20 protein-coding genes and 2 pseudogenes are annotated in these 26,286 nt (G+C 73.1%); 18 read left to right on the top strand and 4 right to left on the bottom strand.

Annotated elements, in window-relative coordinates; translation table 11 throughout:
* Positions 1-174: 174 nt before the first annotated feature.
* From ACFQH9_RS19590 to ACFQH9_RS19640, 11 genes and pseudogenes are all read left to right on the top strand, one after another.
* On the top strand, positions 175-933 hold the full coding sequence (locus ACFQH9_RS19590; RefSeq protein WP_379567609.1) for an alpha/beta fold hydrolase domain-containing protein: 759 nt from the start codon (positions 175-177) through the stop codon (positions 931-933).
* Positions 930-1,838, top strand: a pseudogene (locus ACFQH9_RS19595) (ketopantoate reductase family protein); the annotation flags it as partial. The gene ACFQH9_RS19590 and the pseudogene ACFQH9_RS19595, both read left to right, overlap by 4 nt.
* Before the next feature lie 90 nt (positions 1,839-1,928).
* Complete coding sequence (locus ACFQH9_RS19600) at positions 1,929-2,759, top strand: sulfurtransferase (protein WP_379567628.1); 831 nt, start codon at positions 1,929-1,931, stop codon at positions 2,757-2,759.
* A 419-nt stretch (positions 2,760-3,178) separates the two neighbouring features.
* On the top strand, positions 3,179-4,525 hold the full coding sequence (locus tag ACFQH9_RS19605; RefSeq protein ID WP_379567610.1) for an FAD-binding oxidoreductase: 1,347 nt from the start codon (positions 3,179-3,181) through the stop codon (positions 4,523-4,525).
* A gap of 131 nt (positions 4,526-4,656) precedes the next feature.
* On the top strand, positions 4,657-5,883 hold the full coding sequence (locus ACFQH9_RS19610; RefSeq protein WP_379567611.1) for an LLM class flavin-dependent oxidoreductase: 1,227 nt from the start codon (positions 4,657-4,659) through the stop codon (positions 5,881-5,883).
* Positions 5,880-7,061 (top strand): acyl-CoA dehydrogenase family protein, encoded by a 1,182-nt coding sequence (locus ACFQH9_RS19615; protein ID WP_379567612.1) that lies wholly within the window; start codon positions 5,880-5,882, stop codon positions 7,059-7,061. The genes ACFQH9_RS19610 and ACFQH9_RS19615 overlap by 4 nt, the downstream gene beginning before the upstream one ends.
* A gap of 34 nt (positions 7,062-7,095) precedes the next feature.
* Positions 7,096-8,766, top strand: coding sequence for an ABC transporter substrate-binding protein (locus ACFQH9_RS19620; RefSeq protein WP_379567613.1), 1,671 nt, complete (start codon positions 7,096-7,098; stop codon positions 8,764-8,766).
* Complete coding sequence (locus ACFQH9_RS19625) at positions 8,763-9,728, top strand: ABC transporter permease (protein ID WP_379567614.1); 966 nt, start codon at positions 8,763-8,765, stop codon at positions 9,726-9,728. Before ACFQH9_RS19620 ends, ACFQH9_RS19625 begins: the two co-directional genes overlap by 4 nt.
* Positions 9,725-10,570, top strand: a complete 846-nt coding sequence (locus ACFQH9_RS19630; RefSeq protein WP_379567615.1) for an ABC transporter permease — start codon at positions 9,725-9,727, stop codon at positions 10,568-10,570. The genes ACFQH9_RS19625 and ACFQH9_RS19630 overlap by 4 nt, the downstream gene beginning before the upstream one ends.
* Entirely contained in the window at positions 10,549-12,168 is a 1,620-nt protein-coding gene (locus tag ACFQH9_RS19635) for a dipeptide ABC transporter ATP-binding protein (RefSeq protein WP_379567616.1), read from the top strand. The genes ACFQH9_RS19630 and ACFQH9_RS19635 overlap by 22 nt, the downstream gene beginning before the upstream one ends.
* Entirely contained in the window at positions 12,165-13,220 is a 1,056-nt protein-coding gene (locus ACFQH9_RS19640; RefSeq protein WP_379567617.1) for an LLM class flavin-dependent oxidoreductase, read from the top strand. Before ACFQH9_RS19635 ends, ACFQH9_RS19640 begins: the two co-directional genes overlap by 4 nt.
* A gap of 56 nt (positions 13,221-13,276) precedes the next feature.
* On the opposite strand, the gene ACFQH9_RS19645 is transcribed toward ACFQH9_RS19640, so the two are convergent.
* From ACFQH9_RS19645 to ACFQH9_RS19655, 3 genes are all read right to left on the bottom strand, one after another.
* On the bottom strand, positions 13,277-15,553 hold the full coding sequence (locus ACFQH9_RS19645; RefSeq protein WP_379567618.1) for a molybdopterin-dependent oxidoreductase: 2,277 nt from the start codon (positions 15,551-15,553) through the stop codon (positions 13,277-13,279).
* Between the two features lie 148 nt (positions 15,554-15,701).
* Entirely contained in the window at positions 15,702-16,736 is a 1,035-nt protein-coding gene (locus ACFQH9_RS19650; protein ID WP_379567619.1) for a YeiH family protein, read from the bottom strand.
* A gap of 71 nt (positions 16,737-16,807) precedes the next feature.
* Positions 16,808-16,996, bottom strand: a complete 189-nt coding sequence (locus ACFQH9_RS19655) for a hypothetical protein (RefSeq protein WP_232868846.1) — start codon at positions 16,994-16,996, stop codon at positions 16,808-16,810.
* Positions 16,997-17,620: 624 nt separating this feature from the next.
* Here ACFQH9_RS19655 and ACFQH9_RS19660 point away from each other — a divergent pair.
* The 7 genes from ACFQH9_RS19660 to ACFQH9_RS19690 are packed head-to-tail and all read left to right on the top strand — an operon-like array spanning position 17,621 to position 25,886.
* On the top strand, positions 17,621-18,748 hold the full coding sequence (locus ACFQH9_RS19660; RefSeq protein ID WP_379567620.1) for an LLM class flavin-dependent oxidoreductase: 1,128 nt from the start codon (positions 17,621-17,623) through the stop codon (positions 18,746-18,748).
* Positions 18,745-19,749: an ABC transporter permease gene (locus ACFQH9_RS19665; RefSeq protein ID WP_379567621.1), complete on the top strand. Its 1,005-nt coding sequence runs from the start codon at positions 18,745-18,747 to the stop codon at positions 19,747-19,749. Before ACFQH9_RS19660 ends, ACFQH9_RS19665 begins: the two co-directional genes overlap by 4 nt.
* A complete protein-coding gene (locus ACFQH9_RS19670; protein ID WP_379567622.1) occupies positions 19,746-20,609 on the top strand; it encodes an ABC transporter permease in 864 nt (287 codons plus the stop codon). Before ACFQH9_RS19665 ends, ACFQH9_RS19670 begins: the two co-directional genes overlap by 4 nt.
* The gene (locus ACFQH9_RS19675) at positions 20,606-22,225 is read left to right on the top strand and encodes a dipeptide ABC transporter ATP-binding protein (protein ID WP_379567623.1); all 1,620 of its coding nucleotides are present in this window, start codon (positions 20,606-20,608) and stop codon (positions 22,223-22,225) included. Before ACFQH9_RS19670 ends, ACFQH9_RS19675 begins: the two co-directional genes overlap by 4 nt.
* A 17-nt stretch (positions 22,226-22,242) precedes the next feature.
* Positions 22,243-23,787 carry an ABC transporter substrate-binding protein gene (locus ACFQH9_RS19680; protein ID WP_379567624.1) on the top strand — a complete coding sequence of 515 codons (1,545 nt, stop codon included), beginning with the start codon at positions 22,243-22,245 and terminating at the stop codon, positions 23,785-23,787.
* Between the two features lie 12 nt (positions 23,788-23,799).
* Complete coding sequence (locus ACFQH9_RS19685; protein WP_379567625.1) at positions 23,800-24,561, top strand: class II aldolase/adducin family protein; 762 nt, start codon at positions 23,800-23,802, stop codon at positions 24,559-24,561.
* A complete protein-coding gene (locus ACFQH9_RS19690; protein WP_379567626.1) occupies positions 24,558-25,886 on the top strand; it encodes an LLM class flavin-dependent oxidoreductase in 1,329 nt (442 codons plus the stop codon). Before ACFQH9_RS19685 ends, ACFQH9_RS19690 begins: the two co-directional genes overlap by 4 nt.
* A 170-nt stretch (positions 25,887-26,056) precedes the next feature.
* On the opposite strand, the pseudogene ACFQH9_RS19695 reads toward ACFQH9_RS19690, so the two are convergent.
* Positions 26,057-26,286, bottom strand: a pseudogene (locus ACFQH9_RS19695) (hypothetical protein); the annotation flags it as partial.

A 26,286-nucleotide genomic window follows, 5' to 3' on the forward strand; every position in this document is an offset into this window, starting at 1 on the left:
TGACGCAGCGCCGGGTCATCGACCACGGCACCGTTCACTCGGCGGCCTGTTCCCGCTGATCGCGGCTCCTGCCGCGCCCGGTCATCCCCGTGCCGGTCCGAGGTCGAACCTGTCCCACCCCTGTCGGCGCTCCGCCGATGCAGGAACCCTGAAGGAATCGTGAGGTGATCCCGCATGACCGTCGCGGGTGCAGTCCCCGTCGTCGCGTCCTGGGCCGAGCCGCAGGGCATCAAGGCCCGCGGCACTCTCGTCGTCGTGCCCGGGCGGGGCGAGCATGCCGGGGTGTACGAACGGTTCGGTCGGCGCGTTGCGGCCGACGGATACCGAGTGTGGGCGGTGTCGGACCCCACCGTCGACGAGGCGCGGGCGCGGTCGCAGATCCGCGCGCTGCTGGAGAGCGTCCCCTCCGACGAGCCCGGGGAGACCGGGCCGCCGCCGCGGGTGCTGGTGGGCTCGGACACCGGCGCGCTGTTCGCCGCCGCGCTGGCTGCCGAGGGCACCGCCGGGATCGACGCGCTCGTGCTCGCCGGACTGCCTACGGCCGACGCCAGGTCCACCGCGGCCTGGGACGACGAGTTGGTCCTGCGGACCTCCTGCCCGACCCACCGCGGCCGGCTGGACGGCGACGATGCCGTGCGTCGAGGTGCGCTCGCCGGTGCGGTGTCGGGCGAGTGGCTCGACCGGGCGCGGGCCGCCGCGATCACGGTCCCGGTGTTGGGCCTGCACGGGGCGGCCGACGGGGTGAGCCCGCTCGACACCGTCCGCGCCTGGTACGCGGACCTGCCCCAGGGGGAGCTGGTCAGTATCGCCGGCGGTGTGCACGACGCCCTCAACGACCAGACCCACCGCACCGCTGCCGCGACCGCTGTGCTGTTCCTCGAGCGCCTGCGTCTCGGCGGGGGCCCCATCGCGCGTGTCGAGGACCTGGGATGAGCCGCTACGTCGTGATCGGGGCGGGTGCGGTCGGCGCCACTCTCGCCGCCGAGCTGCACACCGCGGAGCGGGCCGTCGTGCTGGTCGCGCGAGGAGCCCACCTCACCGCCCTGCGGGACGGGCTGCGCTACCTGCGTCCGGACGGCGAACACCGGGTCCCCGTGCCAGTGGCGGCCGCCGACGAGGTGGACCTGCGGGCCGACGACGTCCTCGTGCTGGCCACCAAGGCCCAGGACGCGGAGGGCGCGGTCGCCGACTGGGCCTGGCGGCCGGTCAAGGACGCCGCCGGCCGGGCCCGGTCGGCGGCCGAGGTGCTGCCCGTCGTGACCCTGCAGAACGGCCTCGACGCCGAGCGGGTCGCCCTGCGCCGCTTCGCGACGGTGTACGGCGCCGTCGTGTGGTCACCCTCGGCCTATCTGACGCCGGGGGAGATCGAGTCGCCCGCGGCCCCGGCGGTCGGGGTGGTGTGGATCGGTCGATATCCGGCCGGCCGGGACGAGCGCGTCGAGCGGATCGCCGCGGACCTGCGTGCCGCCCGGCACCTGGCCGAGGTCGTCGACGACCTGCCGCGGTGGAAGGCGGGCAAGCTGCTGCCGATCCTGGGCAACGCCCTCGACGCGCTCTACCCGGCCGGACCGCTGCGCAACCGGGCGGCGGCCGCGCTGCGCGACGAGGCCCGCGCGGTCTACCGCGCCGCGGGCGAGTCGCCCGCGGACCTGCCCGGCGAGACCTCGCTCGACCTGAGCCTCTTCGCGTCGCAGCCGATCCCGGGGCGTTCGCCGACCGGGCGTTCGACCTGGCAGAGTTTGCGGCGCGGTGCGCCGCCCGAGACCGACTTCCTCAACGGCGAGATCGCGCTGCTCGCCCGCCTGCACGGCACCGCGGCGCCGCGCAACGCCGCGATCCAGGCGCGGCTGCAGCGGGCCGTCACCGACGGTGTGCCGGTGGGGTCGCTCGACGAGTCCGACCTGCGGGCCGTCCTGCCCGAGCTCGACGTGCTCGTCGACGCCGACGGGCTGGCGGAGGAGCTGGCCGGGCCGCGGCCGCCGGTACTGCTCGACGTCAGGTGGGCGCTCGGTGACCCGCGGGGGCGTGAGCACCATCGCGAGGGTCACCTGCCGGGTGCTGTCTACGTCGACCTCGACACCGAACTCGCCGGGCACACCGGGAACCCGACCGACGGCCGGCACCCGCTGCCCGACCTCGCGGACCTGCAGGCCGCCGCACGGCGCTGGGGCGTGCGGGCCGACCGCCCCGTCGTCGCCTACGACGCCTCGGGGGGGCTGGCGGCGGCACGCGCGTGGTGGCTGCTGCGGTGGGCAGGGCACACCGACGTCCGGCTGCTCGACGGCGGCCTCGCGGCCTGGGCCGGCCCGCTCGAGACCGGAGACGTGCATCCGGAGCCCGGCGACGTCGTGCTGGAGGGCGGCCACCTGCCCGTCCTGGACGCCGACGAGGCCGCCGAGCTCGCCCGTACCGGCCTGCTCCTCGACGCCCGCGCCGCGGAGCGCTACCGGGGCGAGGTGGAGCCGGTCGACCCCCGGGCCGGGCACGTCCCGGGCGCGGTGAGCGCCCCCACCGGCGACAACCTCGGGCCCGACGGGCGCTTCCGCCCGACCACCGAGCTGCGGGAACGCTTCGCCGGGCTCGGGGTGGGGGAGGGGACCGTCGGGGTCTACTGCGGGTCCGGAGTGACTGCGGCGCACCAGGTCGCGGCCCTCGCCGCGCTGGGCGTGCGGGCCGCGCTGTTCCCGGGCTCGTGGTCGGCGTGGTCCTCCGACCCGGACCGGCCCGTGGCGACCGGTGCCGGGCGGGGCGGGGCATGACGTCCGCGCCGACCGATCACGATCCACGATCGATACCGATGCGGATTCGTCGCTGGACCTCACCCGCGGTCATGGGTTTCACTCTTCGGGTGCGGAACTCGACGACACCTCGGCGCGCGGGGCAGTGCCCGCCCGTGGCGTCGTCACGGTTCGTGGTCGTCGGCGGCGGGTTGACCCAGCGTCGGGTGATCGACCACGGCACGGTGCACTCCGCCGGCTGTCGCTTCCTCTGAGCCCGGCGCGGCCCTCTCCGCGGGTCCGTCGCCCTCCGAGTCCGACCGTCGCGTGTCCCCACGGACTCGCCTCCTCCGACCCGCCCGAGGCGGGCCGCCGCCCCGCCGCGTCCGTCGACACGGCCGGGAGGCCGAATCCGGAAGCAGAACGATGAGCGATCCCACCGCCCCGACAGGGGCACGCCCGTGACCGGCACCCTGCCGGCCCCGTCGATCCAGGCCGCCCTGTCCTCCCTCGCCGGCTGGACCACCCAGCCGGCAGTGCGAGACGCGCACCGGCTGGACCGGTCCGGGTACGACCCGGGCACCGGGCCTGACGCGGTCGTGTTCGCGGAGTCGGCCGCCGACGTCTCGGCCGTCCTCGCGCACGCCCACGCCACCCGGACGCCAGTCGTCGTCCGCGGGGCGGGTACCGGCCTCTCCGGCGGGGCCGTGGCCGGCGAGGGCAGCATCGTCCTCGACCTGACCCGGATGGACCGGATCGTGGAGATCTCGCCGGAGGACGAGCTCGCGGTCGTCGAGCCCGGGGTGATCACCGCGCACCTCGACGCCGCCGCGGCGGCGCACGGGCTGCGCTACGCCCCCGATCCCGCCAGCCTCGCGATCTCCACGATCGGCGGCAACATCGCCACCAACGCGGGCGGGCTCCGGTGCGCGAAGTACGGCGTGACCAGGGACTCCGTGCTCGGGCTCGACGTCGTGCTGGCCGACGGCCGCCGCCTCGCCACGGGGCGGCGCACGGTCAAGGGCGTGGCCGGCTACGACCTGACCAGCCTGTTCGTCGGCTCCGAGGGCACGCTCGGGGTGATCGTCGGAGCCACGGTGCGGCTGCGCCCCGTCCCCGTGCGGACCGCAACCCTCGCGGCCTGGTTCCCGGACTTCGAAGGGGCTGCCGCGGCTGCCGCCGCGATCACCGCGGCCCGGCTGCAGCCTGCCGTCGCCGAGCTTCTCGACGCCGCATGCCTGGAGGCCATCGGGGCCGATCGGGACGGCGCGTTCCTGCTGGTCCAGACGGACGGGTTCGGGGCCGACGCGGAGATCGACGCCGTCCGGGAGGTCGTCGCGCCCCTCGCCGGACGGGTGGACCTCGCGACCGACCCGGACGAGGCCGAGGCCCTCCTCGCCACGCGCCGGGCGGCGCTGCCCGCCCTGGAGCGACTGGGCCGGGTGCTGGTGGAGGACGTCGCGGTGCCGCGGTCCCGGTTGCCCGAGGCCGTCAGGGCGATCACCGCGATCTCCCGGCGCAGCGGGATCCGGATCGCGACCATGGCCCACGCCGGCGACGGCAACCTGCACCCGATCCTCGTCCTCGACCCCGGTCACGAGATCGACGAGCGCGTCTGGGCCACGGCCGGCGAGGTCTTCACCACCGCGCTGGAGCTGGGTGGCACGCTCACCGGCGAGCACGGCGTCGGCCTGCTCAAGCGCCGCTGGCTCCGCGACGAGCTGGGCGACGACGTGCTCGACCTGCAGTACGCGGTGAAGGCCGTCTTCGACCCCCACCACGTCCTCAATCCGGGAAAGGCGCTGTGAGCGCGCCCGTGACCCCGCCCTGTCGCAGCTGACCGCCGCCCACCCGACCCACCCGTCCTCGCGGGGCGCCCGACGTCGTGCGCCCGGCCCCACCGTGCCGCACCCACCCGCGCCACCACAGGAGATCACCCATGAGCGTGCCGACCCAGACGCCCGGTTCCGATCGCGTCGTCCCACCCACCGCGGCTCGAAGGGTCGAGTTCATCAGCCTGTCGCACCTGAATCCGTCGACCGAGCTCGAACCGATCCCGACCCGCGGGATCGATCTCGCCTACTTCCGGCGATACGTCCGGACATTGGAGGAGGCGGGGTACGACTACACCCTGCTGCCGTACGGATCGTCGAGCGCGGACTCGTTCGTGGTCGCCTCCGCGGTGGGTCAGCTGACCGAGCGGATCCGCCCGATCGTCGCGGTCCGGCCGAACACGGCGTTCCCCCTCGTCGTGGCCCAGCAGCTGGCCACGCTCGACCAGCTCACCGAAGGCCGCGCAGTCGTGCACCTGATCAGCGGCGGGAACGACGCGGAGCAGGCCCGCCAGGGCGACTACCTGGCCAAGGAGCGCCGGTACGCGCGGACCAGCGAGTTCATCGAGCTGCTGCGCCGGGCATGGACCGAGACCGAATCCTTCAGCCACCACGGCGAGTTCTACCGCTTCGACGGGTTCGGTCCCGGTTTCCGCCCGTACGGCGACACGATCCCGATCTCCATCGGTGGCCAGTCGGACGAGGCGTTCGAGATCGGCGGCCGGCAGGCGGACGTCTTCAGCTTCTGGGGAGAGCCGCTGGCGGACATCCGTGCCCAGATCGAGCGGGTGCACGCCATCGCGGACGCCGCGGACCGCCCCCGCCCGCGGATCTGGGTGACGTTCCGCCCGATCATCGACCGCACCGACCAGCTAGCCTGGCGCAAGGCCTACGACTACGCCGAGAAGATCGGTGCGACCTTCCAGAAGGGCGCCTACGGCCGGCAGCAGCTGATCGGCAAGGACGCCCCGCAGAACGTCGGGTCGCAGCGGGCGCTGGAGTTCGCCTCCCGCTCCGAGGTCTACGACCGGGCGCTGTGGACCCGCACCGCGGCCGTCACCAATGCCGGGGGTGCCTCGACCGCGCTGGTCGGGACGCCGGAGACGGTGGCGGCGGCGATCGTCGACTACATCGACGTGGGCGCCGACCTCGTCTCGATCCGCGGCTACGACACCCTCGCCGACGCCCGCGACTACGGCCGGTACGTCCTGCCGCTGGTCCGCCAGGAGCTCGCCCACCGCGAGGCCACCGGGCAGCGGGGCACGCTGCAGGCCGACCACCCGGGTGCCTTCGCTCCGGGCTTCGACGCCGACGCCCTGGCCGGTGCCCGATGACGGCGACGCTCCTGACACTGCCCGTCCCGGACCTGTCCGACGACGCTCTCGCCGCGGTCACCGCGGAGCTCGCCGCGACGGCCGAGGAGTACGACCGCAGCGGCGCCCTCCCGACGGCCGGGATCGAGGCCGCGCACCGGGCCGGGCTGCTCACCGCCACCGTCGCCGAGCGCCACGGCGGGCCGGGGGTGAGCCCGCTCGACGCGGTCCGCATCCTGGTCGCGCTCGGGGAGGGGGACCCGTCGGTCGCCCTGCTCGCCGCGAACACCCTGGCCACCCACCAGGGCCAGGCCGTCGCGAACCACTGGCCCGCGCCCGCCTACGCGGACCTGCTGCGGCGCAGCGCCGCGGGGCCGGCCCTGGTCAACGCGATCCGTGCCGAGCCCGAGCTGGGCGCGCCCGCCCGCGGGGGTCTGCCGGCCACGGTCGCGCGGCGCACCGCCGACGGATGGTCGCTCTCCGGCCACAAGGCCTACGCCACCGGCGGGACGGCGCTGGCCTATCACGTGGTCTGGGCGGTCGCGGACGAGCCCGAGGGCGATCCGGCCGCCCCGCGCGTCGGGCACGTGATCGTGCCCGGTGACGCGGCCGGGATCACCTGGATCGACACCTGGGACCACCTCGGCCTGCGCGCCTCGAACACCCACGACGTGGTGTACGACGACGTCCGGCTGCCGGCCGGGGCGTTCGTCGAGATCCCGCGGGGAGCCGACGGCGTGTACCGCGACCCGGCAGCAGCCGCCGGGATCACGAGCTTCGGGCACCCCGCGCTCTACGTCGGCGTCGCCCGCGCGGCCCGTGCCGCCTTCGTCCGGTACGCCCGTGAGCGGATCCCGAGCGCGCTGGGCCGCCCGATCGCCGAGACCGAGCGGATCCAGGCCGTGGCCGGGGAGATCGACGCTCAGATCGCTCAGGCCGAGACGCTGCTCTACGGCACGCTGCTGCGCGCCGAGGCCGGACACACCGACCACCTGCCCCAGCTGTCGGTGCTCAAGGTCCAGATCGCGCGGACGGCGATCGCGGCGGTCCAGGCTGCCGTCGCCGCCCTCGGCAACCCCGCCCTGACCCGGCACCAGCCCTTCGAACGACACCTGCGCGACGTCCTCTGCGTGCGCGTGCATCCTCCGCAGGAGGACGCCGCGCTGCTCGCCGCCGGTCGCCGTCTGCTCACCCACTGACCTCCGCCGACAAACCCGAGAGAGAAGAACACTCATGACGACGTCCCGCACGGCGCGCCGCGTGCCGCGTGCCCGGCGCCTGGTCCAGGCAGCGATCGGCATCCTCACCACAGTGCTCGTCGCCACCGCCTGTGCCGGGGGTGGCGCGCAGTCCGCCGGGTCGGGCACGCCCCGGGACGGTGGCGACCTCACCTTCCTGATCGACTCCCTCGGTGACACCTGGATCCCGAACAACAGCGCGATCTCCAGCTTCCAGGGCCACATCTGGGGGCACGTCACCGACAAGCTCGTCTACGTCGACGAGAACGGCAAGACCTCCCCCTGGATCGCCACCAGCTGGGACCAGAACGCCGACGCCACCGAGTTCACGCTGCACCTGCGGTCGGGCGTGACCTTCTCCGACGGCACCCCGCTCGAAGCCGCCGCGGTCGTCGCGAATCTCGACATGTGGTCGAAGGGCGACGCGAGCCGCGGCATCCAGCCGATCGGCCTGTTCCCCAAGACCTACAAGGCCGCCGAGGTCGTGGACCCGGCGACGGTCAAGGTCACCTTCACCTCACCCACGCTCGGCTTCATCCCGACGCTGGGCTACCACGGCTCGATCCTGATCTCGCCGAAGAGCCTGGCGCTGCCCGCGGACCAGCAGGCGGACCTGAAGAACGACATCGGCAGCGGCCCGTACGTCGTCGAGTCCTGGAAGGACTCCGACAGCGTGGTGCTCAAGAAGCGGCCCGACTACGACTGGGCACCGCCGGTGCTGTCGCACCAGGGGCCCGCGCGGATCGACACGATCACCTACAAGCAGGTCAGCGAGCAGCAGGTCCGCACCTCGTCGGTGCAGTCGGGACAGGCCGACGTCGCCTACAACCCCTCGCCCAAAGAGCTCGAGAGCTTCAAGACGCAGGGCTTCGGGGTCGCCGCACCGCGCTACCTCGGGTTCGTCAACGGCTTCGCGATCAACACCAAGGTCGCGCCGTTCGACGACGTGAAGGTCCGGCAGGCGCTGCAGCACGGCATCGACCGCCAGGAGATCCTGAACACCGTCTACACCCCGGACTGGCTCGCCGCGACCTCGTTCATCCAGAGCAACGTGCCCGGCGCGACCGACCACTCCGCGGACTTCGCGTTCGACGCCGCCAAGGCCGAGTCCCTGCTCGACGAGGCCGGTTGGGCCAAGGGCCCGGACGGCACTCGCGCCAAGAACGGCACCCCACTCGCGCTGACCCTCTACCCGAACCCGTACCTGGCCACCTCCAAGGCCGTCGACGAGCTGGTCGCCCAGCAGCTGCGCAAGATCGGCTTCAAGGTGGACCTGCAGGCCTTCGACGTCGTCACCTACGGCCAGCGGATCAAGGTCGGCAGCCCGACGGTGCCCGCCTACGAGATCACGCGCAGCTTCATCGACGCCGGCACCGTCGGCGGCGTGCTCACCGACGCCAACAAGGGCGAGAACTGGTTCGGCGTCGGCCAGAGCGACCAGAAGCTGACCCAACTCGCCACCGACGTCGCGGGCGCCAGCGACCCGAACGCGCGCAACACCCAGCTCGACGAGCTGCAGGGCTACGTGCTCGACCAGGGCTACTTCGTGCCGCTGACCCAGATCGTGCAGCGCCTCTACCTGCAGTCCCCGCGGGTGCACGACGTGACCTACAACGGCCTGGCCTACGCGAACTACTACACCGCCTGGATCGGGGACCAGCGGTGAGCCGGGGCTACCTGCCGTTCGCGCTGCGTCGCGCGGGACAGGCCGTGCTGGTGATCCTCCTGTCGTACGTGGCCACATTCGTGGTCATCAGCGTGCTGCCGGGGGACCCGGTGACCGCGACCCTGCGCAACCCGCAGAACGGGTTCACCGAGGAGCAGATCGCCCGGATCGTCTCCTACTACGGGCTGGACCGACCGGTGCTCGTGCAGCTCTGGGAGGCGTTGTCCCGCTTCGTGACCGGTGATCTCGGCGTCTCGCTGCGGTCCAACCGGCCGGTGGCGGACATGATCGGCGAGGTGGTGCCGTCCACGCTGGTCCTCGCGGGTGCCTCGCTGGGCCTCGCCCTGCTGCTGGCCTTCGGGATCGCGTTCGGCGTGCGGTACCTGCCGCGCCCCTTCGGCCCGGCCCTGCGTTCGGTGCCTTCGCTGTTCCTGTCCGTCCCGGGCTTCCTCGTCGGGTTACTGTTGATCCAGATCTTCTCGTTCGGGCTCGGCCTGTTCCGGGCCATCGACGCGGACAGCCCCTGGGCCACGTTCTTCGCGGCGCTCACCCTCGGCGTCTGGGTCTCCGCCCAGGTCGCCGAGGTGCTCATCGCGAACCTGGACCGCGAGGCGGAGCAGGACTACGCGGGGGTGGCCCGCGCCCGCGGACTGGGGCAGGCGCGGCTGCTGCTGCGGCACCTGCTCAAGCCGTCCGCGCTGCCGGTCGTCACGGTGCTCGCGGTGATGATCGGCGAGGTGCTGGGTGGCGCCGTGATCACCGAGGCGGTGTTCGGCCGGACCGGGCTGGGCAGCCTCGTGGAGAGCTCGGTGGCCAGCCAGGACCTGCCCGTCCTGCAGGCCGTGGTCTCGCTGGCCGCCGTGGTGTTCGTCCTCGTGAACCTGCTGGCCGACCTCGTGTACCCGTTGCTGGATCCGCGGGTGACGGTCGTGCGGCCCGAGGCGAGGGTGGCCGTGGCATGACCCTCACCGCCGTCACCACCACCGAGGCCCCTGCTCTGCCCACGCGCCGGGTCTGGCGGGTGCCGCCCACCGTGGTCGTGTCCTTCGTGGTCGTCGCGCTGGTCCTCGCCTGGTCGATCGCGCCGGGCGTGTTCAGCCGCCAGAACCCGGTCGACGGGATTCCGTCCGAGCTGTTCCGGCCGCCCAGCGGTGCGCACTGGTTCGGTACCGACCATCTCGGGCGCGACGAGTTCGCCCGGGTCGTGCACGGCACCGCCTCCAGCGTGTCGAGCGCGCTGGTGGCCGTGCTGATCGGGCTCGTCGTCGGCGGGCTGTTCGGGCTGCTCTCCGGGTTCTTCGGCGGGCTGGTCGACACCACCCTGGCGCGGTTCGTCGACGTGCTGCTGGCCATCCCGAGCTTCCTGATGGCCGTCGTGATCGTCAGCGCGCTGGGCTTCCAGACGATCAACGCCGCCGTCGCCACCGGCGTCTCGGCGGTCGCGGTGTTCGCCCGGGTGCTCCGCTCGGAGGTGCTCAAGGCCCGCAGCGCGGTGTTCGTGGAGGCGTCGCTGCTGCTCGGCGGCTCGCGCGCCTACGTGCTGTTCCGGCACGTGCTCCCGAACGCCTCGCGGTCGGTGCTGCAGCTCGCGGTGCTGCAGTTCGGGCTGTCCATCCTGACGATCGCGAGCCTCGCGTTCCTGGGCTACGGCGACCCGCCGCCCGCCTCGGACTGGGGGCTGCTGATCTCCTCGGGGCGGGAGTACCCGCTCGCGCCCTGGCTGGTGTGGGCCCCCGCCGTCGTCACGATCGTCACCGTCCTCTCCGTGAACAGGATCAGCCGATGGCTCCGCAAGACCGACTGACCAGCACGTTGGAACGCCCCGAGAGCACCGTCGCGCCGTTGCTGCAGGTCGAGGGGCTACGCGTCGCGTACGGCGGGCACGAGGTCGTCCGCGGCGTCGACCTCGAGCTGGGCGCCGGGCGGAGCCTCGCGCTCATCGGCGAGTCGGGCTCCGGCAAGTCGACGATCGCCAAGGCTCTGCTGCGCCTGCTGCCCACCGGTGGCAAGGCATCCGGACGCGTCGAGCTGGTCGGCCGCGCGCTGCTCGAGCTGCCGGAACGGCACTTCCGTCGGCTTCGCGGCCGGACGATCGGCTTCGTCCCGCAGGACCCCGGGAACGCGCTGAACCCGGTGCGGACCATCGGCGCCCAAGCACTGGAGGCCGCAGAGCTCGTCGACGGGCTCGCCAAGCCGGACCGGCGGGCGGCCGTCCTGGAGACGTTCGCGCAGGTGGGCCTCGCGGATCCGGAGCGGGTGTTCCTCTCCTACCCGCACCAGCTCTCCGGGGGCATGCTGCAGCGCGTCCTGATCGGGCTCGCGGTGCTCCCGAGGCCGGCCCTCCTGGTGGCCGACGAGCCGACCTCCGCCCTCGACGTCACCATCCAGAAGCGGATCCTGGATCTGCTCTCGGAGCTGCGCGAGAGCCTCGGCATCAGCCTGCTGCTGATCACCCACGACCTCGCGATCGCCGCCGAGCGGGCGGACTCGTTGCTGGTCCTGAAGGACGGGGTGGCGCAGGAGACCGGGCCCACGGCGGAGGTGTTCGCTGCCCCGTCGTCGGACTACGCGCGGCGGCTGCACGCCGACGTCCCGGCCCTGAACCCGGACCGCTACGCGCAGTTGCGCGACCTGGGACGGGCGGGCGCGCCCAAGATCGAGGTCGAGGCGGTCACGAAGTCCTTCGGGTCGCTCACGGCCGTCGACGACGTCTCGTTCTCGGTGCCGGCGGGCACCACGCACGCCCTGGTCGGCGAGTCGGGCTCGGGCAAGACCACGGCGATCCGGCTGCTGTCGGGGCTCGAGCAGCCGGACTCGGGGCGGATCGCTGTGGCGGGGGAGGAGCTGCGCGGGCGCTCGCACGCCTCGTTGCGCAGCGTGCGGCGGCACCTTCAGCTCATCTACCAGAACCCGTTCACCTCGCTCGATCCTCTGTGGAAGGTCGAGCGGCTGGTCCGCGAGCCGCTGGATCGCTACCGGGTCGGGTCCCCGCGCGAGCGCGATGAGCTGGTGCGGGAGACGCTGACGGCGGTCGGGCTGGGCGAGCACCTGGTGTCCCGCAGGCCGTCGGCCCTGTCCGGCGGGCAGCGGCAGCGGGTCGCGATCGCCCGGGCGCTCGTCCTGCGCCCGGAGGTGCTCGTCCTCGACGAGCCCACCTCGGCCCTGGACGTCACCGTGCAGGCCGACATCGTGGAGACGCTGCTCCGGCTGCAGGCCGAGCAGGGCCTGACCTACGTGTTCGTCTCGCACGATCTCTCGCTGGTGCGCCAGCTCGCGCACACGGTGTCGGTGATGCGCCGCGGCCGGGTCGTCGAGCAGGGGACCGTCGCGCAGATCTTCGACTCGCCGCAGGAGGAGTACACCCGCACGCTGCTGGACTCCCTCCCGGTGGGTGCGTCGTGACCACCACCGTGCAGACCCGGACACTCGGGTTCAACACCCGGGTCTCGTGGTCGGACTCCGAAGGCCCGGCGCAGGGCCTGCGGGACGGCATCGCGTTGTTCCGCGCCGCCGAGGAGCTCGGCTACCAAGCCGGCTGGGCCTACCAGCGGCACTTCGACCACTACCTGTCCTCGCCGGTGCCGTTCTTCGCCGCCGTCGGGCAGCACACCTCCCGGATCCGGCTCGGATCCGCGGTGATCCCCATGCGCTACCAGGACCCGATCCTCCTGGCCGAGGCCGCCGGGACGACCGACCTGCTCGTGGACGGGCGGCTCGACCTGGCGCTCGCCACCGGTTCGACGGCCTTGTGGGACCCGGTGTTCGGCGCCGTCTCCAGCGATCCGCGGACGGAGGCCAGGGCCAGGCTGGCCCGGTTCCTCGCCGCGGTGGCGGGGGAGCCGGTCCACACGGTCGACGGCCCGGGCCAGGGCGCGCCCGTCGGGACGCAGGTGCGGGTGACGCCGCACAGCCCCGGTCTGCGCGGCCGGCTCCGACGCGGCGCGGCGAGCCTCGACTCCGCGGTGGACGCGGCCCGGATCGGCCTGGGGCTGATCACCGGCACGGTGCTGCACGGGTTGGAGCCGGGGGAGACGTTTCCGGAGTACCAGGCGCGGGTGATCGAGGCGTACCGGGAGACCTGGCGGGCGGAGCACCGCACCGAACCGCCGCCCGTCGCGGTGGCCGCGTCGATACTGCCGGGAACGACGGCGGAGTTGCGGGCGGCCTACGCGGCCTACGACCACGAGCGTCGGACGCAGGGCATGGCTGCGTCGCGACCGAAGGGTGCCCTGGAACCGGTGATCGGGGGGACCCCACCGAACGGCAACGTGATCAGCCCGGTGCACCACGGTGACCCCGAACAGGTCACGGAGGCGGTCCTGGCCGATCCCGGCCTCGCCGCTGCGGACGAGATCGTGCTCTTCCTGCCACCGGCCTTCGGCCTCGACGCCAACCTGCGGCTGATCACCGACCTGGCGCAGCAGGTCGCCCCGGCCCTCGGCTGGTCCCCCTAGCACTGCCCGTGAGCGGCGCTGGGGGTCATGGCGACCAGCGCCACTCACCCCGCCACTCACAGGGGCGGGCGGTGGGCGCGGACCTGGCGGACCGGCTCGTCGTAGCGCTCGAGCTGCACGGTCGTGTGCTGGCCGGTGCAGCCCTGGGCCAGCGACGAGGTGCCGTGGTCCCGCGTGAGGACGTTCGGGTTGCCGTGCACGCAGAACGGCACCTCGGCCGAGGGGTCCAGGGGGTCGAACCAGGCACCGGTCGGAAGCTGGACCACCCCGGCCCGGACGTCGTCGGTCACGAGGGCGGCGGCGAGGCAGGAGCCGCGGTCGTTGACCAGCCGGACCAGGTCCCCCGAGGCGATGCCGCGCACGGCGGCGTCGTCCGGGTGCACGCGCACGACCTCGCGGCCGCGCACCTTGTGCGCCAGGGAGTGCGCGCCGAAGTCGAGCTGCGAGTGCAGGCGGGTCGCGGGCTGGTTGGCGACGAGCCACAGCGGGTGTCGTGAGTCCGGCAGCTCGGTGGGCGGCAGCCAGGCGGGGTGACCGGGGGCGTCGGCGTACCCGAACGCGCCGATCGTCGCGGAAGCGAGCTCGATCCGGCCGGAGGGGGTCGGCAGTGGAGCGGTGTCGGGATCCGCACGAAAGGCGCCGACCAGCGCCCCGTCGTCCGGCCGCTGCGGCAGCGACAGCTCCCCGGCCGCCCAGAACTCGTCGAACGGGGGCGCCGAAAGGCCCCGCGCCGCGAGCCCGTCACGAGTCCGCGCGTAGAGGTGCTCCAGCCAACCGCGCACGTCCCGGCCCTCGGTGAACGCCGCGCCGACCCCGAGCCGCTCGGCGAGCCCCGTGAAGATCGCGTAGTCGTCGCGGGCCTCGCCCGGCGGGTCGACCAGCCGGTGCATCGCCGTCATGACGGGATCGAACGGGCCGGCGCCGATGTCCTCCCGCTCCAGGGTCCAGGTCGTGGGCAGCACGACGTCCGCGTGCCGCGCGGTTGCCGTCCAGACCGGCTCGTGCACGACGAAGGTGTCGAGCCGCCCGAACGCCCGGCGCAGCCGACCCAGGTCCTGATGGTGGTGGAACGGGTTGCCGCCCGCCCAGTACGCGAGCCGGACGTGCGGATAGCGCCGGCGCTCGCCGTCGAAGTCGTACCCCGCCCCGGGATGCAGCAGCATCTCGGCGACCCGCGCGACCGGGATGGCCACGTCGATCCCGTTGGTGCCCTGCGGGAGGGCACCGACCGGGACGTCCACCCTGCGGCGCCCGTAGTGTCCGATCGAGCCGAGGCCGTAGCAGAACCCGCCGCCCGGCAGGCCGATCTGCCCCAGGGCCGCGGCGAGCGCCAGGCCGGCCCAGACCGGCTGCTCGCCGAACTCCGCACGCTGCAGCGACTGGGCCACGGTGACCAGCGTCCGCCCACCGGCGGCGCGGCGGGCCAGCTCACGGATCTCGTCGGCGGGGACGCCCGTGATCCCGGCGGCCCAGGCCGCGTCCTTCGGGGTGCCGTCGTCCGCGCCGAGCAGGTGCTTCGCCACGCGCTCCCATCCGACGCAGTACCGCTCCAGGAACGCCGTGTCGTGCCGGTCCTCGAGGAGCAGGGTGTGCAGCAGACCGAACATCAGCGCGGTGTCCGAGCCCGGCGGTACGGACAACCAACGCGCTCCCGCCTCCGCAGGCAGGTCGGAGCGCAGTGGCCCGATGTTCACGAACAGCGCTCCGCGGCGGGCGGCGGCAGCCATCGCACCCCGCTCGACGTGCGCGCTGATCCCACCGCCGGCGACCGCGCTGTTCTTGAGGTTCATCCCGCCGAAGGCCAGCACGGTGTCGGTGTGTGCCGCGACCTGGTCCCAGGTCACGGTCCCCTTCGAGACCAGTTCAGAGGGGCCCAGTACGTGCCGCAGGACCACCTGGGCCGCCGCGCCGCTGTAGTCGCCGACGGACCGGACGTACCCGCCGACGGCGTGGTTGAGGAAACGGTGCACCTGGCTCTGGGCGTGGTGGAAGCGCCCGGCGCTGGCCCAGCCGTAGCTGCCGCCGTAGACGGCCTGCGGCCCGACCGCGTCCCGAACCCGGGCGAGTTCGGCTGCCAGCCGGTCGAGCACCTCGTCCCAGCCGACCTCGACGAACCCCTCGCGTCCCCGGCGTTCCGTGGGGCCCGGCCCGTCCTCCCACCACCCTCGCCGGACGGCGGGCCGGCGCACCCGCGCGGGGTGGTCGACCGCCGACGGGACGTTGTGCAGGATCGGCGAGGGATCCGGGTCGCCGTCGCGCGGGTGCAGCCGCAGAGTGCCCGCGACCATCTCGCCGCGGAACGAGCCCCAGGGGGTGCTGTGCGGACGGCTCATCGCACTCTCTCCACGTCGGGCGCGGGATCCGTGGCGGAGCTGACGAGCGGCATACCCCGAGCCAATCCGAGGGCGCGCCCCTCGTCCAACGACGATCCTGCATCACGACCGATCAGGAGCGGCGATCGATCCGTACGAGAGAACCCGATCAGCTCGCACCGAGCAGGTCCGAGGTCAGCAGCACCAGGCCGAGCGAGCAGCCTGCCACGACGACCAGGCCGAGCGCGGCCACGATCAACGGTCGCACACCGCTTCGGGCGACCTCGCGCAGGTCGAAGTTCAGGCCGACACCGGCGAAGCAGAGCAGGAAGGCCCACTTCGACAGGTTCCCGAGGCTGGTGATCTCGGCCTTGCCGAGCACCCCGGCGGTGGCCAGGGCCGAGACCGCGATGAACCCGAGCACGAACTTCGGGAAGGTGCGCCACACGAACGCGCCGCGCGCCCGCCAGCCCGGCGCGACGGCCACGCCGCCGCGGGTGGACCAGTACAGCGCGTAGATCAGCACGACCACGCCGATCAGGGCGTTGCGGGTGTTCTTCACCGCCACGGCGACCTGCTGGGCCTCCTGCGAGAACGCGGCGCCCGTCGCCGTCGTCTCCGCGGTGTTGTCCACGGCGAGCCCCGCCCACAGGCCGAACTGCGTGTCGGTCAGGGCGAGTGCGTGCCCGATCGCGGGAAAGCTGAACAGGGCGACGGCACCGAGCGCGAGGATGGCGGCGATGGCGTAGTCGGAGTCCTCGTCGTCGGCGTCGATGGCGCCCTTGCCCGCGATGATCGCGGAGACGCCACAGATCGAGGTCCCCACCGCGAGCAGGGTGGACAGCTTGCCGCCCAGCCCGAACGCCCGCCCCACCAGCAGGATCACCGCCGTCGCGGCGAACATGTCGACCAGGATCAGGCCGAGGCTGAACCCGCCGAGCTTCGCCAGGTCGCCGAGTAGGAAGCGGGCGCCCAGCAGCACGATGCCGATCTTGAGCCAGAACTCGTATGTCGCGACGCCCGGGCGGAACACTGCCGGCACACCCACGGTGTTGCGCACGGCGAGCCCGATGAGAATGGCCCAGAGCACGTACTCGACGTCCGGCAGCGTGGTGGCGGTCGCGGCGCCGAGGGCGCGGAGCCCCACCTGGAGGGCGACCCCCACGAGCCCGACCACGAGCAGGAGCAGCAAACCGGGGAGCACTCGCGCGATGCCCCTGCCGGCTGCGCCGACTCGTGCGGCCGGAACGGAGACGGCGGTGGACGCGGGGGCGTTCACTTGACCAGGAAGGGGATCGACGGCAGCAGGCCGGTCGCTGCCAGCAGGACGAGGACGGCCGCGACGATCACGGCGATCCAGTCGGCGCCGAGCCGTCGGGCGGGGCGCTCGACGGTGACCGGATCGGTCGCCGCGGAAGTGGCGGGGCCGGTGGCGTGCGCGGCCGCAGGGTCGGACGAGGACATGGGTGCTCCTGGGTTCGCGCCCGCGGGTCGCGGGCGGTCGGCGGGTGACGGGGTCAGGCGTCAGCCGCGACAGCCGGAGGTCGTGACGAGGCCGCGGTCGATCCACCGCCGCTGCGTCAGACGTCCGGGAAGCACGCGGAGGACGGTAGCTGCGTCGGTCGACTTGCCGCATCCCTCCCGTCCGGAGCACCCCGAATATCCAGATCAGCCCCAACCGTGGCCCGGGCGACACGGACGATCGATCGCATCTGCTTCTCGATTGCGATGCGGTTTCGTCGTTGGACATCACCAGGGGCCATCGGCTTTGCTCATGTCCGTGCCTCGAATGCCGCGCTCCGTCACGTCCGGACCCCGTCCGGGCGCTGCGGCGTCGCTGCGTGTGCTCGTCCGCGCGGCGGGAGGCCTGACGCAGCGTCGGGTCATCGACCACGGCACCGTCCACTCCGCGAGCTGTCTCGCCCGCTGACCGCCCGACCGCTGCGCGCGGTCCGGCCTTCGCCGTGTCCCGTCCCGGGCACGCTCCCGGGCGTGTGCCCTCGTTCTTCCCGGACCCCCGTTCGACGTGCGCCCGTCGAGGCGTTGCCGCACGGGCCGGTCCGGCCCGTCCTGCAGAGGTGATGCCGCGTGACCGACGCGCACCCCGTCCCCGGCCCGCGCGGCCGGGAACCCGCCCGCACCGTCGAGTTCGTGGGCATGATCGGCGCCTCGTACTACAGCGAGGCGGCCGTGCCGACCAACGAGCCCGTCGACCACGACTACCTGGCCGAGTTCACCCGCGTCTACGAGGACGGCGGGTTCGACTGGACCCTCGTGCCGTACAGCTCGGGCGCACCGGAGTCGGGCCAGCTCGCCGGCTGGGTCCTCGCCCACACGGAGCGGCTCAAGGTCATGCTCGCGCACCGGACCGGTGTGGTGCACCCCGTCCACGCCGCCCGCACGTTCGCGACACTCGACCGGCTCTCCCGCGGGCGCCTCGGCATCCACGTGCTGGCCGGCAGCGACGCCGAGCAGCGGCGGGAGGGCGACTACCTGGACAAGGACACGCGCTACCGCCGGGCCGCGGAGTACATCCGCATCCTGCGGCGGCTCTGGAGCGGTCCGGGCCCGCACGACCACCGCGGCCAGTTCTACCGGTTCGACGGTTTCACCGCCGCTGTACGGCCGGTCGGCGGCCCGCTCACCATCTCCGTGGGCGGGTCCTCCGAGGCGGCCTACCGGCTCGGGGGCACCGAGGGCGACGTGTTCGGCCTGTGGGGTGAGCCCCTCGCCGAGACCGCGGAGCAGATCGCCGCGGTCGACGCGCACGCCGACGCCGTCGGCCGGGCCCGCCCGCGGATCTGGGTGTCGTTCCGTCCCATCCTCGCGCCGACCGATGCCCAGGCGTGGCGGCGGGCCGAGGACATCCTCGGCGGGATCCGCAACCACCACGTTCGCAACTCCACCACCGGCGGTCCGAACCCCCGGAACGTCGGCTCCCAGCGCCTGCTCGCGGTCGCGGCCCGCGGCGACCGGCACGACCGGGCACTGTGGACGGCTCCGGCGGCCGCGACCGACGCAGCCGGCGCCTCCACCGCGCTGGTCGGTTCGCCGGAAACCGTCGCCGCCGCGCTGCTCGACTACGTCGACATCGGCTGCGACATCCTCTCCGTGCGCGGCTACGACCCGCTGCGGGACGCGCGAGACCTGGGCCGTGAGGTCCTCCCGCTGGTGCGGGCCGAGCTCGCCCGCCGTGGGACGGCGGTGCCGGCATGACGGTCACTCGTCACGAGCCGAGCCCCCTCGAGGTCGGGCCACCACCCGGCGCCCCGGCGCCCCGCCCCCGCCGCCGGGCGCCTCTCTCGGCCCGTTACGTGGCGGGCCGGCTGGCGACCGCTCTGGTGGCGGTCTGGGCCGTGTTCACCCTTGTCTTCTTCTCCCTGTTGGCCACGGGCAATCCTGCCCAGTTGCTCGTCGCCCCCGACGCGCCACCCGGCGAGCTCGAGCGGATCACCGCCCTGATGGGCTTCGACCGGCCGCCGCTGGAGCAGTACGCGACCTTCCTCGGCCGCGTGGTGACCGGGGACCTGCCCGACTCGATCCGCTACGACGAGTCGCCGCTCGCCCTGGTGGCCGAGCGGTTGCCCGCGAGCATCACCCTGGGCCTGACCGGACTGTTGCTCGGCACGCTGCTCGGTGCCGCGGCCGGATACCTCGGGGCGACGGCCCGGCGGCCCCTGCTCCGCCGGCTCCCGCTGTCGCTGCTCACCGCGCTCGACGCGATCCCCAGCTTCTTCCTGGGCATCCTGCTGATCTTCGTGTTCGCGATCGTGCTCCGTTCGCTCCCCGCGACAGGAGGGGGCACGCTCGCGCACCTCGTCCTGCCCGCCCTGACGCTCGCCGTCGTCGTCGCGGCGCCGGTCGGGCGGATCTTCCGGACCGCGCTGCTCGACGTGGCCGAGCTCGACCACGTCCGCACGGCCAGGTCCAAGGGCATCGCGCCGGCCGCGGTGACGGCCCGGCACGTGGTCGCTAACGCCCTGCCGCCCGTGCTGAACGTCCTGGGTGTCCAGGCCGGCATGGTGCTCGGCGGCGCGATCGTCACCGAGGCCCTGTTCGGCTGGCCCGGGCTCGGGCAGCTCTCGGTGTCGGCCTTGAACAACCGCGACTACCCGCTCGTGCTCGCCTGCGTCTGCGTGATCGCGATCGGCTTCGTGTTGGTCAACCTGGCCGTCGACCTGCTCGCAGCCCTGCTGGACCCGAGGAACCGCCGATGAGCGTCATCACCACCTCCACCGACGCCGTCACCGCGGCACCGGCGCGCCGCCGGCCCGTCTACGGGATCGTCGGCGCCGTCGTGGTCGTCGCGGTCGCCGTCCTCACCATCGCGGCGCCCCTCGTCGCGCCGCACGATCCTCTTGCCCAGGACCTCACCGGCCTGCTCCGACCACCGTCCGCGGTGCACCCCTTCGGTACCGACGAGCTGGGCCGCGACGTGCTGAGCCGGGTGCTCTACGGAGGGCGGGTCGCCCTGGGCGTCTCGCTCGTCGCCACCGTGCTGTCCGCGGTGCTCGGCGTCGGTCTGGGCGTGGTCGCCGCGCTCGGCGGCCGGTACTGGGACGCCACGCTCGGTCGGCTCGCGGACGTACAGCTCGCGGTGCCGGGCATCCTGCTCGCCCTGGTCGTGCTCGCGTTCGCCGGATCGGGCACCGTCGCGCTGGTCGTCGTCCTCGCCCTCGGCTCGTGGGTGCTGAACTTCAGGATCGCGCGCGTCCATGCCACCTTCGTCGCGGCGCAACCTTTCATCGAGGCCGCCCGGTTGGCGGGTGCGTCCACGGTCGAGGTCGTGCGGCGGCACGTCGTGCCGGCGTTGGGCCCGCTCGTGCTCGTTGCCGCCACGTTGACCTTCTCCACGGTCCTGCTCCTCGAGTCCAGCCTCGGCTTCCTCGGCCTCGGGGTGCAGCCGCCGACCCCGGACTGGGGCCAGATGGTGGCTTCCGGACAGGCGCAGCTGGCCGGCGCCTGGTGGGTCTCGATCTTCCCCGGCGCCGCGTTGGTCGTGGTGATCGTCGGGGTCCAGCTCGCCGGCGACCGGCTGGCCGAACGCTTCTCCACGGCCGGGAGGGCCGACGCATGACCGGTGGACACCCCCTGCTCGAGGTCACCGACCTCCGCACGCGGATCAAGGAGGCGGACGTCGTCGACGGGGTCTCGCTGACCGTCGGTCGTGGCGAGACCGTCGGGCTGGTCGGCGAGTCGGGTTCGGGGAAGACCCTCACCGCGCTCTCCGTGGTGGGCCTGCTGCCCCGTGCCGCTCGGGTCGTCGGCGGCCGGGTCGCGCTCGACGGGCAGGACCTTCTGGCGCTGACCGACAAGCGGCGTCGGGCGATGCTGGCCGACGACGTCGGGGTGATCTTCCAGAACCCGACCGTGGCCCTCAACCCGCGGTTGACCGTGGGGGCCCAGCTGCGGGAAGCGCTGCCCGCGGGGCTCCGGCGGGACCGCGCGGGGGCCCGCCGGCGGGTCGTCGAACTGCTCGACCAGGTCGGGATCGCGCGCGGCGCAGAGCGCCTCACCGCCTACCCGCACGAGTTCTCCGGTGGTCTGAACCAGCGGATCATGATCGCGATCGCGATCGCCCGGTCGCCCCGACTGCTCGTCGCGGACGAGCCGACGACGGCCCTCGATGTGAGTGTGCAGGCCCAGGTGCTCGACCTGCTCGACACCCTGCGCGCCGACCTCGGCCTGGGGGTCCTGCTGGTCACCCACGACGTCGGGGTCGTCGCCGACCGGGCGGACCGGGTCGCCGTCATGCACGCCGGCCGGATCGTCGAGCAGGCCACGACCGCCGAGGTTCTCGAGCGGCCGGCCCACGAGCGCACGCGCTCGCTGCTGGCGAACGTCCCACGGCTGGACGACCCGGCCCCTCCGCCGGTCGCCGCGGGTGGGCGGCCGGTCCTCGAGGTCCGGGGCGCCGTGCGCCAGTTCCGCTCGGGCGGCGGAGCGCCGATCCGCGCGGTCGACGGCGTCGACCTCGTCCTCCACCCCGGCCAGGCGCTCGGCCTGGTCGGGGAGTCCGGCTCCGGGAAGACCACACTGGCCCGCCTCGTGGTGGGACTCGATCGGCCGACCGAGGGCACCGTCCTGCACGACGGCGACGACCCGCACACCCTGGACGGCGCGGGCCGGGCGCGCTGGCGGCGCCGCGTTCAGTACGTCTTCCAGGACCCGTACGGGTCGCTCGATCCCCGCCTGACGGTGGACCGCATCATCGGTGAGCCGATCGAGCTGTCCGGGACGCCCGCCGAGCGACGGGCCCGGCGCGAGCGCATCGAGGAGCTGCTGGCAGAGGTCGATCTGCCGGCCTCGTTCGCCGCACGGCGACCCGACCAGCTGTCCGGCGGGCAACGCCAGCGCGTCGCGATCGCCCGGGCCCTGGCCCTCGATCCGACGCTCGTCGTGGCCGACGAGCCCGTCTCGGCCCTGGACCTGTCCGTGCAGGCGACGATCCTCGCCCTGCTCCGACGGCTGCGTGAGACGCGTGGCCTGACCTACGTCGTGATCTCCCACGACCTCGCGGTGATCAAGGGGCTGTGCACCGACGTCGCCGTGATGCAGGGCGGCCGCATCGTCGAGCGCGGGCCGACCGAGGAGGTCCTCGGCCGACCGGAGCACCCGTACACCGCGTCGCTGCTCGCCGCTGTCCCCGGTCGCCGCCTCGCCGGGCCGGCCGTCGTGCCCACCTCCGCCTGAGAGCGAAAGGAACCACCATGTCCAGAACGAGCGGCCGCGCCCTGCGCGCAGCCCTGGCCGGCGCCGCCGTGCTGCTGATGGCAGGCTGCAGCGGTGCCCTCGGCGGTGGCTCCGGAGGTGCAGGGACCGACACCGACACCCTGACCCTCGGGCTGTCCCGCCAACTCACCAGCCTCGACCCGGGCAGCTCGGGCTCGATCGACGGGGACGCCACGGTACAGGGCGCGATCTTCTCCAGCCTGACGAAGATCGGACCGGACCAGAAGCTCGTCGGCGACTTGGCGACGTCGTGGCGGCAGGACAGCGACGTCCAATGGACCTTCGTGCTGCGTGACGGCGTGAAGTTCTCCAACGGCGACCCCCTCGACGCCGCCACGGTGAAGTGGAACTTCGACCGCCTGCTCGACCCGACCACCAAGCTGACCTCGGGCCCGGCGCTCCGGGCGATCATCGCCCGCGTCGACGCACCCGACGCCCACACCGTCGTCGTCACCACGAAGAAGCCGTACCTCGACCTCGACGAACGCCTGAGCACCACCACCTTCACCGAGCAGAAGTGGGTCGAGTCCCACAACCCGGTACTGGAGCCGCTCGGCAGCGGGCCGTACCAGCTCCAGTCCGTCGACCTGGAGAACGGCGCCACCCTGGTGCGCAACCCGAACTACTACGGGGACAAGCCCTACTACGACAAGGTGGCCTTCAAGGTCCTCGGCACCGAGGCCGCACGGGTGCAGGCCCTGCAGTCCGGCAGCGTCGACGCCGCCATCCAGCTCGACCCGCAGAGCCTGACCCAGTTCGCCGGCAGCGACCGCTACACCACCGGGTCCCAGTGGAGCTCGTGGAACATGACGCTGCGGATCAACGAGACCAAGCCGCCGCTGCAGGACCCCCGCGTCCGGCAGGCCCTCAACTACGCCATCGACAAGAAGACCATCGCCTCCAGCTTGCTCGGGCCCGACATCCAGCCCAGCTCCGGCCAGGTCCTCAACGCCCCCTACGACCAGGTCAACCCGGACCTGCAGGCCTACCCCCACGACCCCGCCAAGGCCAGGCAGCTGCTCGCCGAGGCCGGGTACCCGAACGGGCTCGACCTGGAGCTGGCGCTGTCCACCGGGACGTACATCGCCTCGGACCCGATCGCCCAGGCGATTGCCCAACAGCTGGGCGAGGTCGGTATCCGGATCAAGGTGACCACGGCGCAGTTCCCCAGCTGGGTCCAGCGGAGCTACACCGACGACGTCGCCGACCTGATCTACATCGGCTACTCCAGCGGCTACCGCGCGCCGGCAGAGCGCTTGCGCATCTACACGAGCACCTACAGCCAGAGCCACTTCTCCGACCCGGCCTACGACGCCCTGGTCGACCAGCTGACCACGGCAACCTCTCGGGAGCAGCAGACCGACCTGCTCGACCGGGCCACCCAGGAGTTCCACGACAACCCGCACGTCGTCTTCCTCTGGCCGCAACCCCTGACCTGGGCCGTGAACAAGAACCTCGACTGGGTCCCCCGGCCCGAGCACTGGCTCCTGCCGCAGGACTTCCGCCCGAAGAACGCCGACTGACCGGAGGTACCGATGACCGCCACTCTGCACGCCTCGCCCGACGCCGCGGCCCCCGGCCCCGCGCCCGAGGTCGACGACGAACGGCACAACCGGAAGGTCGCCCTCGCCGCGACACTTCGGCTGTTCGCCCGCCTGGGCTACGAGTTCGGGTTCAACGGACACCTCACCGTCCGCGAACCCGGCTCCGACGAGCTCTTCTGGGCCAACCCCTGGCAGGTCCCGTTCGGCCGGGTCCGGGTGTCCGACCTGCTCCTGGTCGACGCATCCGGGACGATCGTGCGCGGCCCGGCCGGCGCCGCCGTCTCCGGGTTCGCGAGCCAGCACGTCCTGCACAGCGCCAGGCCGGACGCCGTCGCGGTCGTGCACGTGCACTCGCCGTACGGGTTCACCTGGGCCAGCCAGCCGCGGGTCCTCGATCCCCTGACCACCGACGCCGCCCTGATCCACGGCCTGCAGGCCGTGCACGAGGACTTCGGGCTGGTGGGAGAGGGGCGCCGGACCACCGCCGACTCGTTGGGACCGACCGCCAAGGTCCTGATCCAGCGCGGCCACGGGTTCATCACGGTCGGTCGCTCGCTGCCGGAGGCGGCCTTCTACTTCATCGCGGCCGAACGCGCGGCCAAGGCACAGCTCCTCCTCGAGGCCGCGGGCCGGGGCGAGCGGATCGCCGAGTCGCTGCTGGGGAAGTGGACGCTGACACCGGAGCTCGCCGAGCAGCACTACCAGCCGCACCTGCAGCAGGTGCTGCACGACGAACCGGACGTGCTGTCGTGACCGCCGGCGCGCCGCGTCGGATGCGGCTGGGCATGCTCATCGGCAGCGTGGGCAACCATCAGGGCGCCTGGCGCAGGCCGGGCAGCCGGGTCGAGGAGATCACCTCGCTCGACCTGTACACGGACCTGGCCCGATGGGCGGAGGCTGCGAAGCTCGACGCGTTGTTCATCGCCGACGGGCTGACGCTGGAGACGTCGAGGATCAAGGCCGGCCCTTTCGGACACCTGGAGCCGATCACCCTGCTCTCCGCGTTGGCGGGGCGGACGGAGCGCATCGGCTTCATCGGCAGCATTTCCACCACGTTCACCGAGCCGTACAACCTGGCCCGCCAGATGGCGTCCCTCGATCACATCAGCGGCGGCCGAGCGGCTTGGAACATCGTCACGTCGGCCTGGGGGGAGGTGAACTTCGGCGGGCGACCGCTGCCCTCGCACGCCGAGCGCTATGCCCGTGCCGAGGAGTTCGTCGAGGTCGTGACCAAGCTGTGGGACAGCTGGTCCGACGATGCGATCGTCGCCGACCGAGCCGGTGGCACCTACGCCCGGCCTGAGCAAGTGCAGCGGATCGACCACGTGGGCCCGCACTTCCACGTGGAGGGCCCGCTCAACGTGCCGCGCAGTCCGCAGGGGCGACCCGTGCTCGTGCAGGCCGGTTCGTCACCGGACGGGAAGGCCTTCGCCGCCCGCCACGCCGAGGTCGTCTTCACCGCACAGCAGACGCCCGAGGACTCCCGGGACTTCTACCGGGACCTGAAGGCACGGGTCGCCGCCGCGGGCCGGGACCCCGAGAAGGTCCTGATCCTGCCCGGAGTGAGCCCGATCGTCGCGCCGACCGAGACCGAGGCCAGGGCGCTGGCCAAGGAGCTGCGTGAGCTGATCAACGTCGAGATCGGGCTGGAGCGGCTGCAGAAGCAGCTCGGTGGCGTCGACCTGTCCGGTCTCGACCTGGACGGGACGATTCCCCCGGAGATCCTCCCGCCGGTCGAGACGGTGCAGGGGCGGCAGAGCCGCTACGGCGTGTTCAAGGAGCTCGCCGTCACCGAGGGCTACAGCATCCGACGCCTCATCGAGATGGAGGTCAGCTCGTCCGGGCACTGGGTCCCGGTCGGTGCTCCGGAGCAGATCGCCGACCTGCTCACCGAGCGCTTCACCGGCGGCGGATCCGACGGGTTCGTCCTGCTGCCCTCCTACCTGCCGGAAGGCGTCCGCCTGCTCACCGACGCAGTGGTGCCGATCCTGCGCGACCGCGGGCTCTTCCGCCGCGACTACGAAGGCGCGACCCTGCGGGAGAACCTCGGGTTGGACCGCCCTTCGGTGCGGCGATGAGCTCCGGTCGACTTCGGGGCCGCGGACGTGCAAGGCAGCGTCTGCGCTGTCCAGCTCGACTCCCGCCTCCCCTCGGTAGGAACCCGACCGGCCGATCCATCGGGACGATGCGTACCTCGGCCGCGCCGGAGGAGCGCCCCGGACGTGCTGGGGGAGCGGTTCGCACCGCGTCAGGCCGCTCCTCCGAGGTGCTCACGCGCCCAGGTGTCGAGGCTGGTGAGCGGGATGCCGAGGTCCCTTGCGTACTGCGGACGCCCCGGCTGCTCAGCGACGTTGAGCCACTCGTGCCCTGCGCCCATCGCCGGCATCCCGGCGGCAAGGGCCTCCTCCTCCGTCATGTCCGGCGCGGACAGCGGGACGCCTAGGACGTGTTTAAGAAAGCGCGGCGGCGAGTGCCCGT

The organism is Pseudonocardia lutea, from assembly GCF_042658055.1.
GTDB lineage: Bacteria > Actinomycetota > Actinomycetes > Mycobacteriales > Pseudonocardiaceae > Pseudonocardia > Pseudonocardia lutea.

Coding starts and splice junctions, on each gene's coding strand:
- ACFQH9_RS19590 (WP_379567609.1), top strand. CDS start 175: ATGACCGTCGCGGGTGCAGTCCCCGTCGTCGCGTCCTGGGCCGAGCCG.
- ACFQH9_RS19610 (WP_379567611.1), top strand. CDS start 4,657: ATGAGCGTGCCGACCCAGACGCCCGGTTCCGATCGCGTCGTCCCACCC.
- ACFQH9_RS19615 (WP_379567612.1), top strand. CDS start 5,880: ATGACGGCGACGCTCCTGACACTGCCCGTCCCGGACCTGTCCGACGAC.
- ACFQH9_RS19620 (WP_379567613.1), top strand. CDS start 7,096: ATGACGACGTCCCGCACGGCGCGCCGCGTGCCGCGTGCCCGGCGCCTG.
- ACFQH9_RS19630 (WP_379567615.1), top strand. CDS start 9,725: ATGACCCTCACCGCCGTCACCACCACCGAGGCCCCTGCTCTGCCCACG.
- ACFQH9_RS19635 (WP_379567616.1), top strand. CDS start 10,549: ATGGCTCCGCAAGACCGACTGACCAGCACGTTGGAACGCCCCGAGAGC.
- ACFQH9_RS19645 (WP_379567618.1), bottom strand. CDS start 15,553: ATGAGCCGTCCGCACAGCACCCCCTGGGGCTCGTTCCGCGGCGAGATG.
- ACFQH9_RS19655 (WP_232868846.1), bottom strand. CDS start 16,996: ATGTCCTCGTCCGACCCTGCGGCCGCGCACGCCACCGGCCCCGCCACT.
- ACFQH9_RS19665 (WP_379567621.1), top strand. CDS start 18,745: ATGACGGTCACTCGTCACGAGCCGAGCCCCCTCGAGGTCGGGCCACCA.
- ACFQH9_RS19670 (WP_379567622.1), top strand. CDS start 19,746: ATGAGCGTCATCACCACCTCCACCGACGCCGTCACCGCGGCACCGGCG.
- ACFQH9_RS19675 (WP_379567623.1), top strand. CDS start 20,606: ATGACCGGTGGACACCCCCTGCTCGAGGTCACCGACCTCCGCACGCGG.
- ACFQH9_RS19680 (WP_379567624.1), top strand. CDS start 22,243: ATGTCCAGAACGAGCGGCCGCGCCCTGCGCGCAGCCCTGGCCGGCGCC.
- ACFQH9_RS19685 (WP_379567625.1), top strand. CDS start 23,800: ATGACCGCCACTCTGCACGCCTCGCCCGACGCCGCGGCCCCCGGCCCC.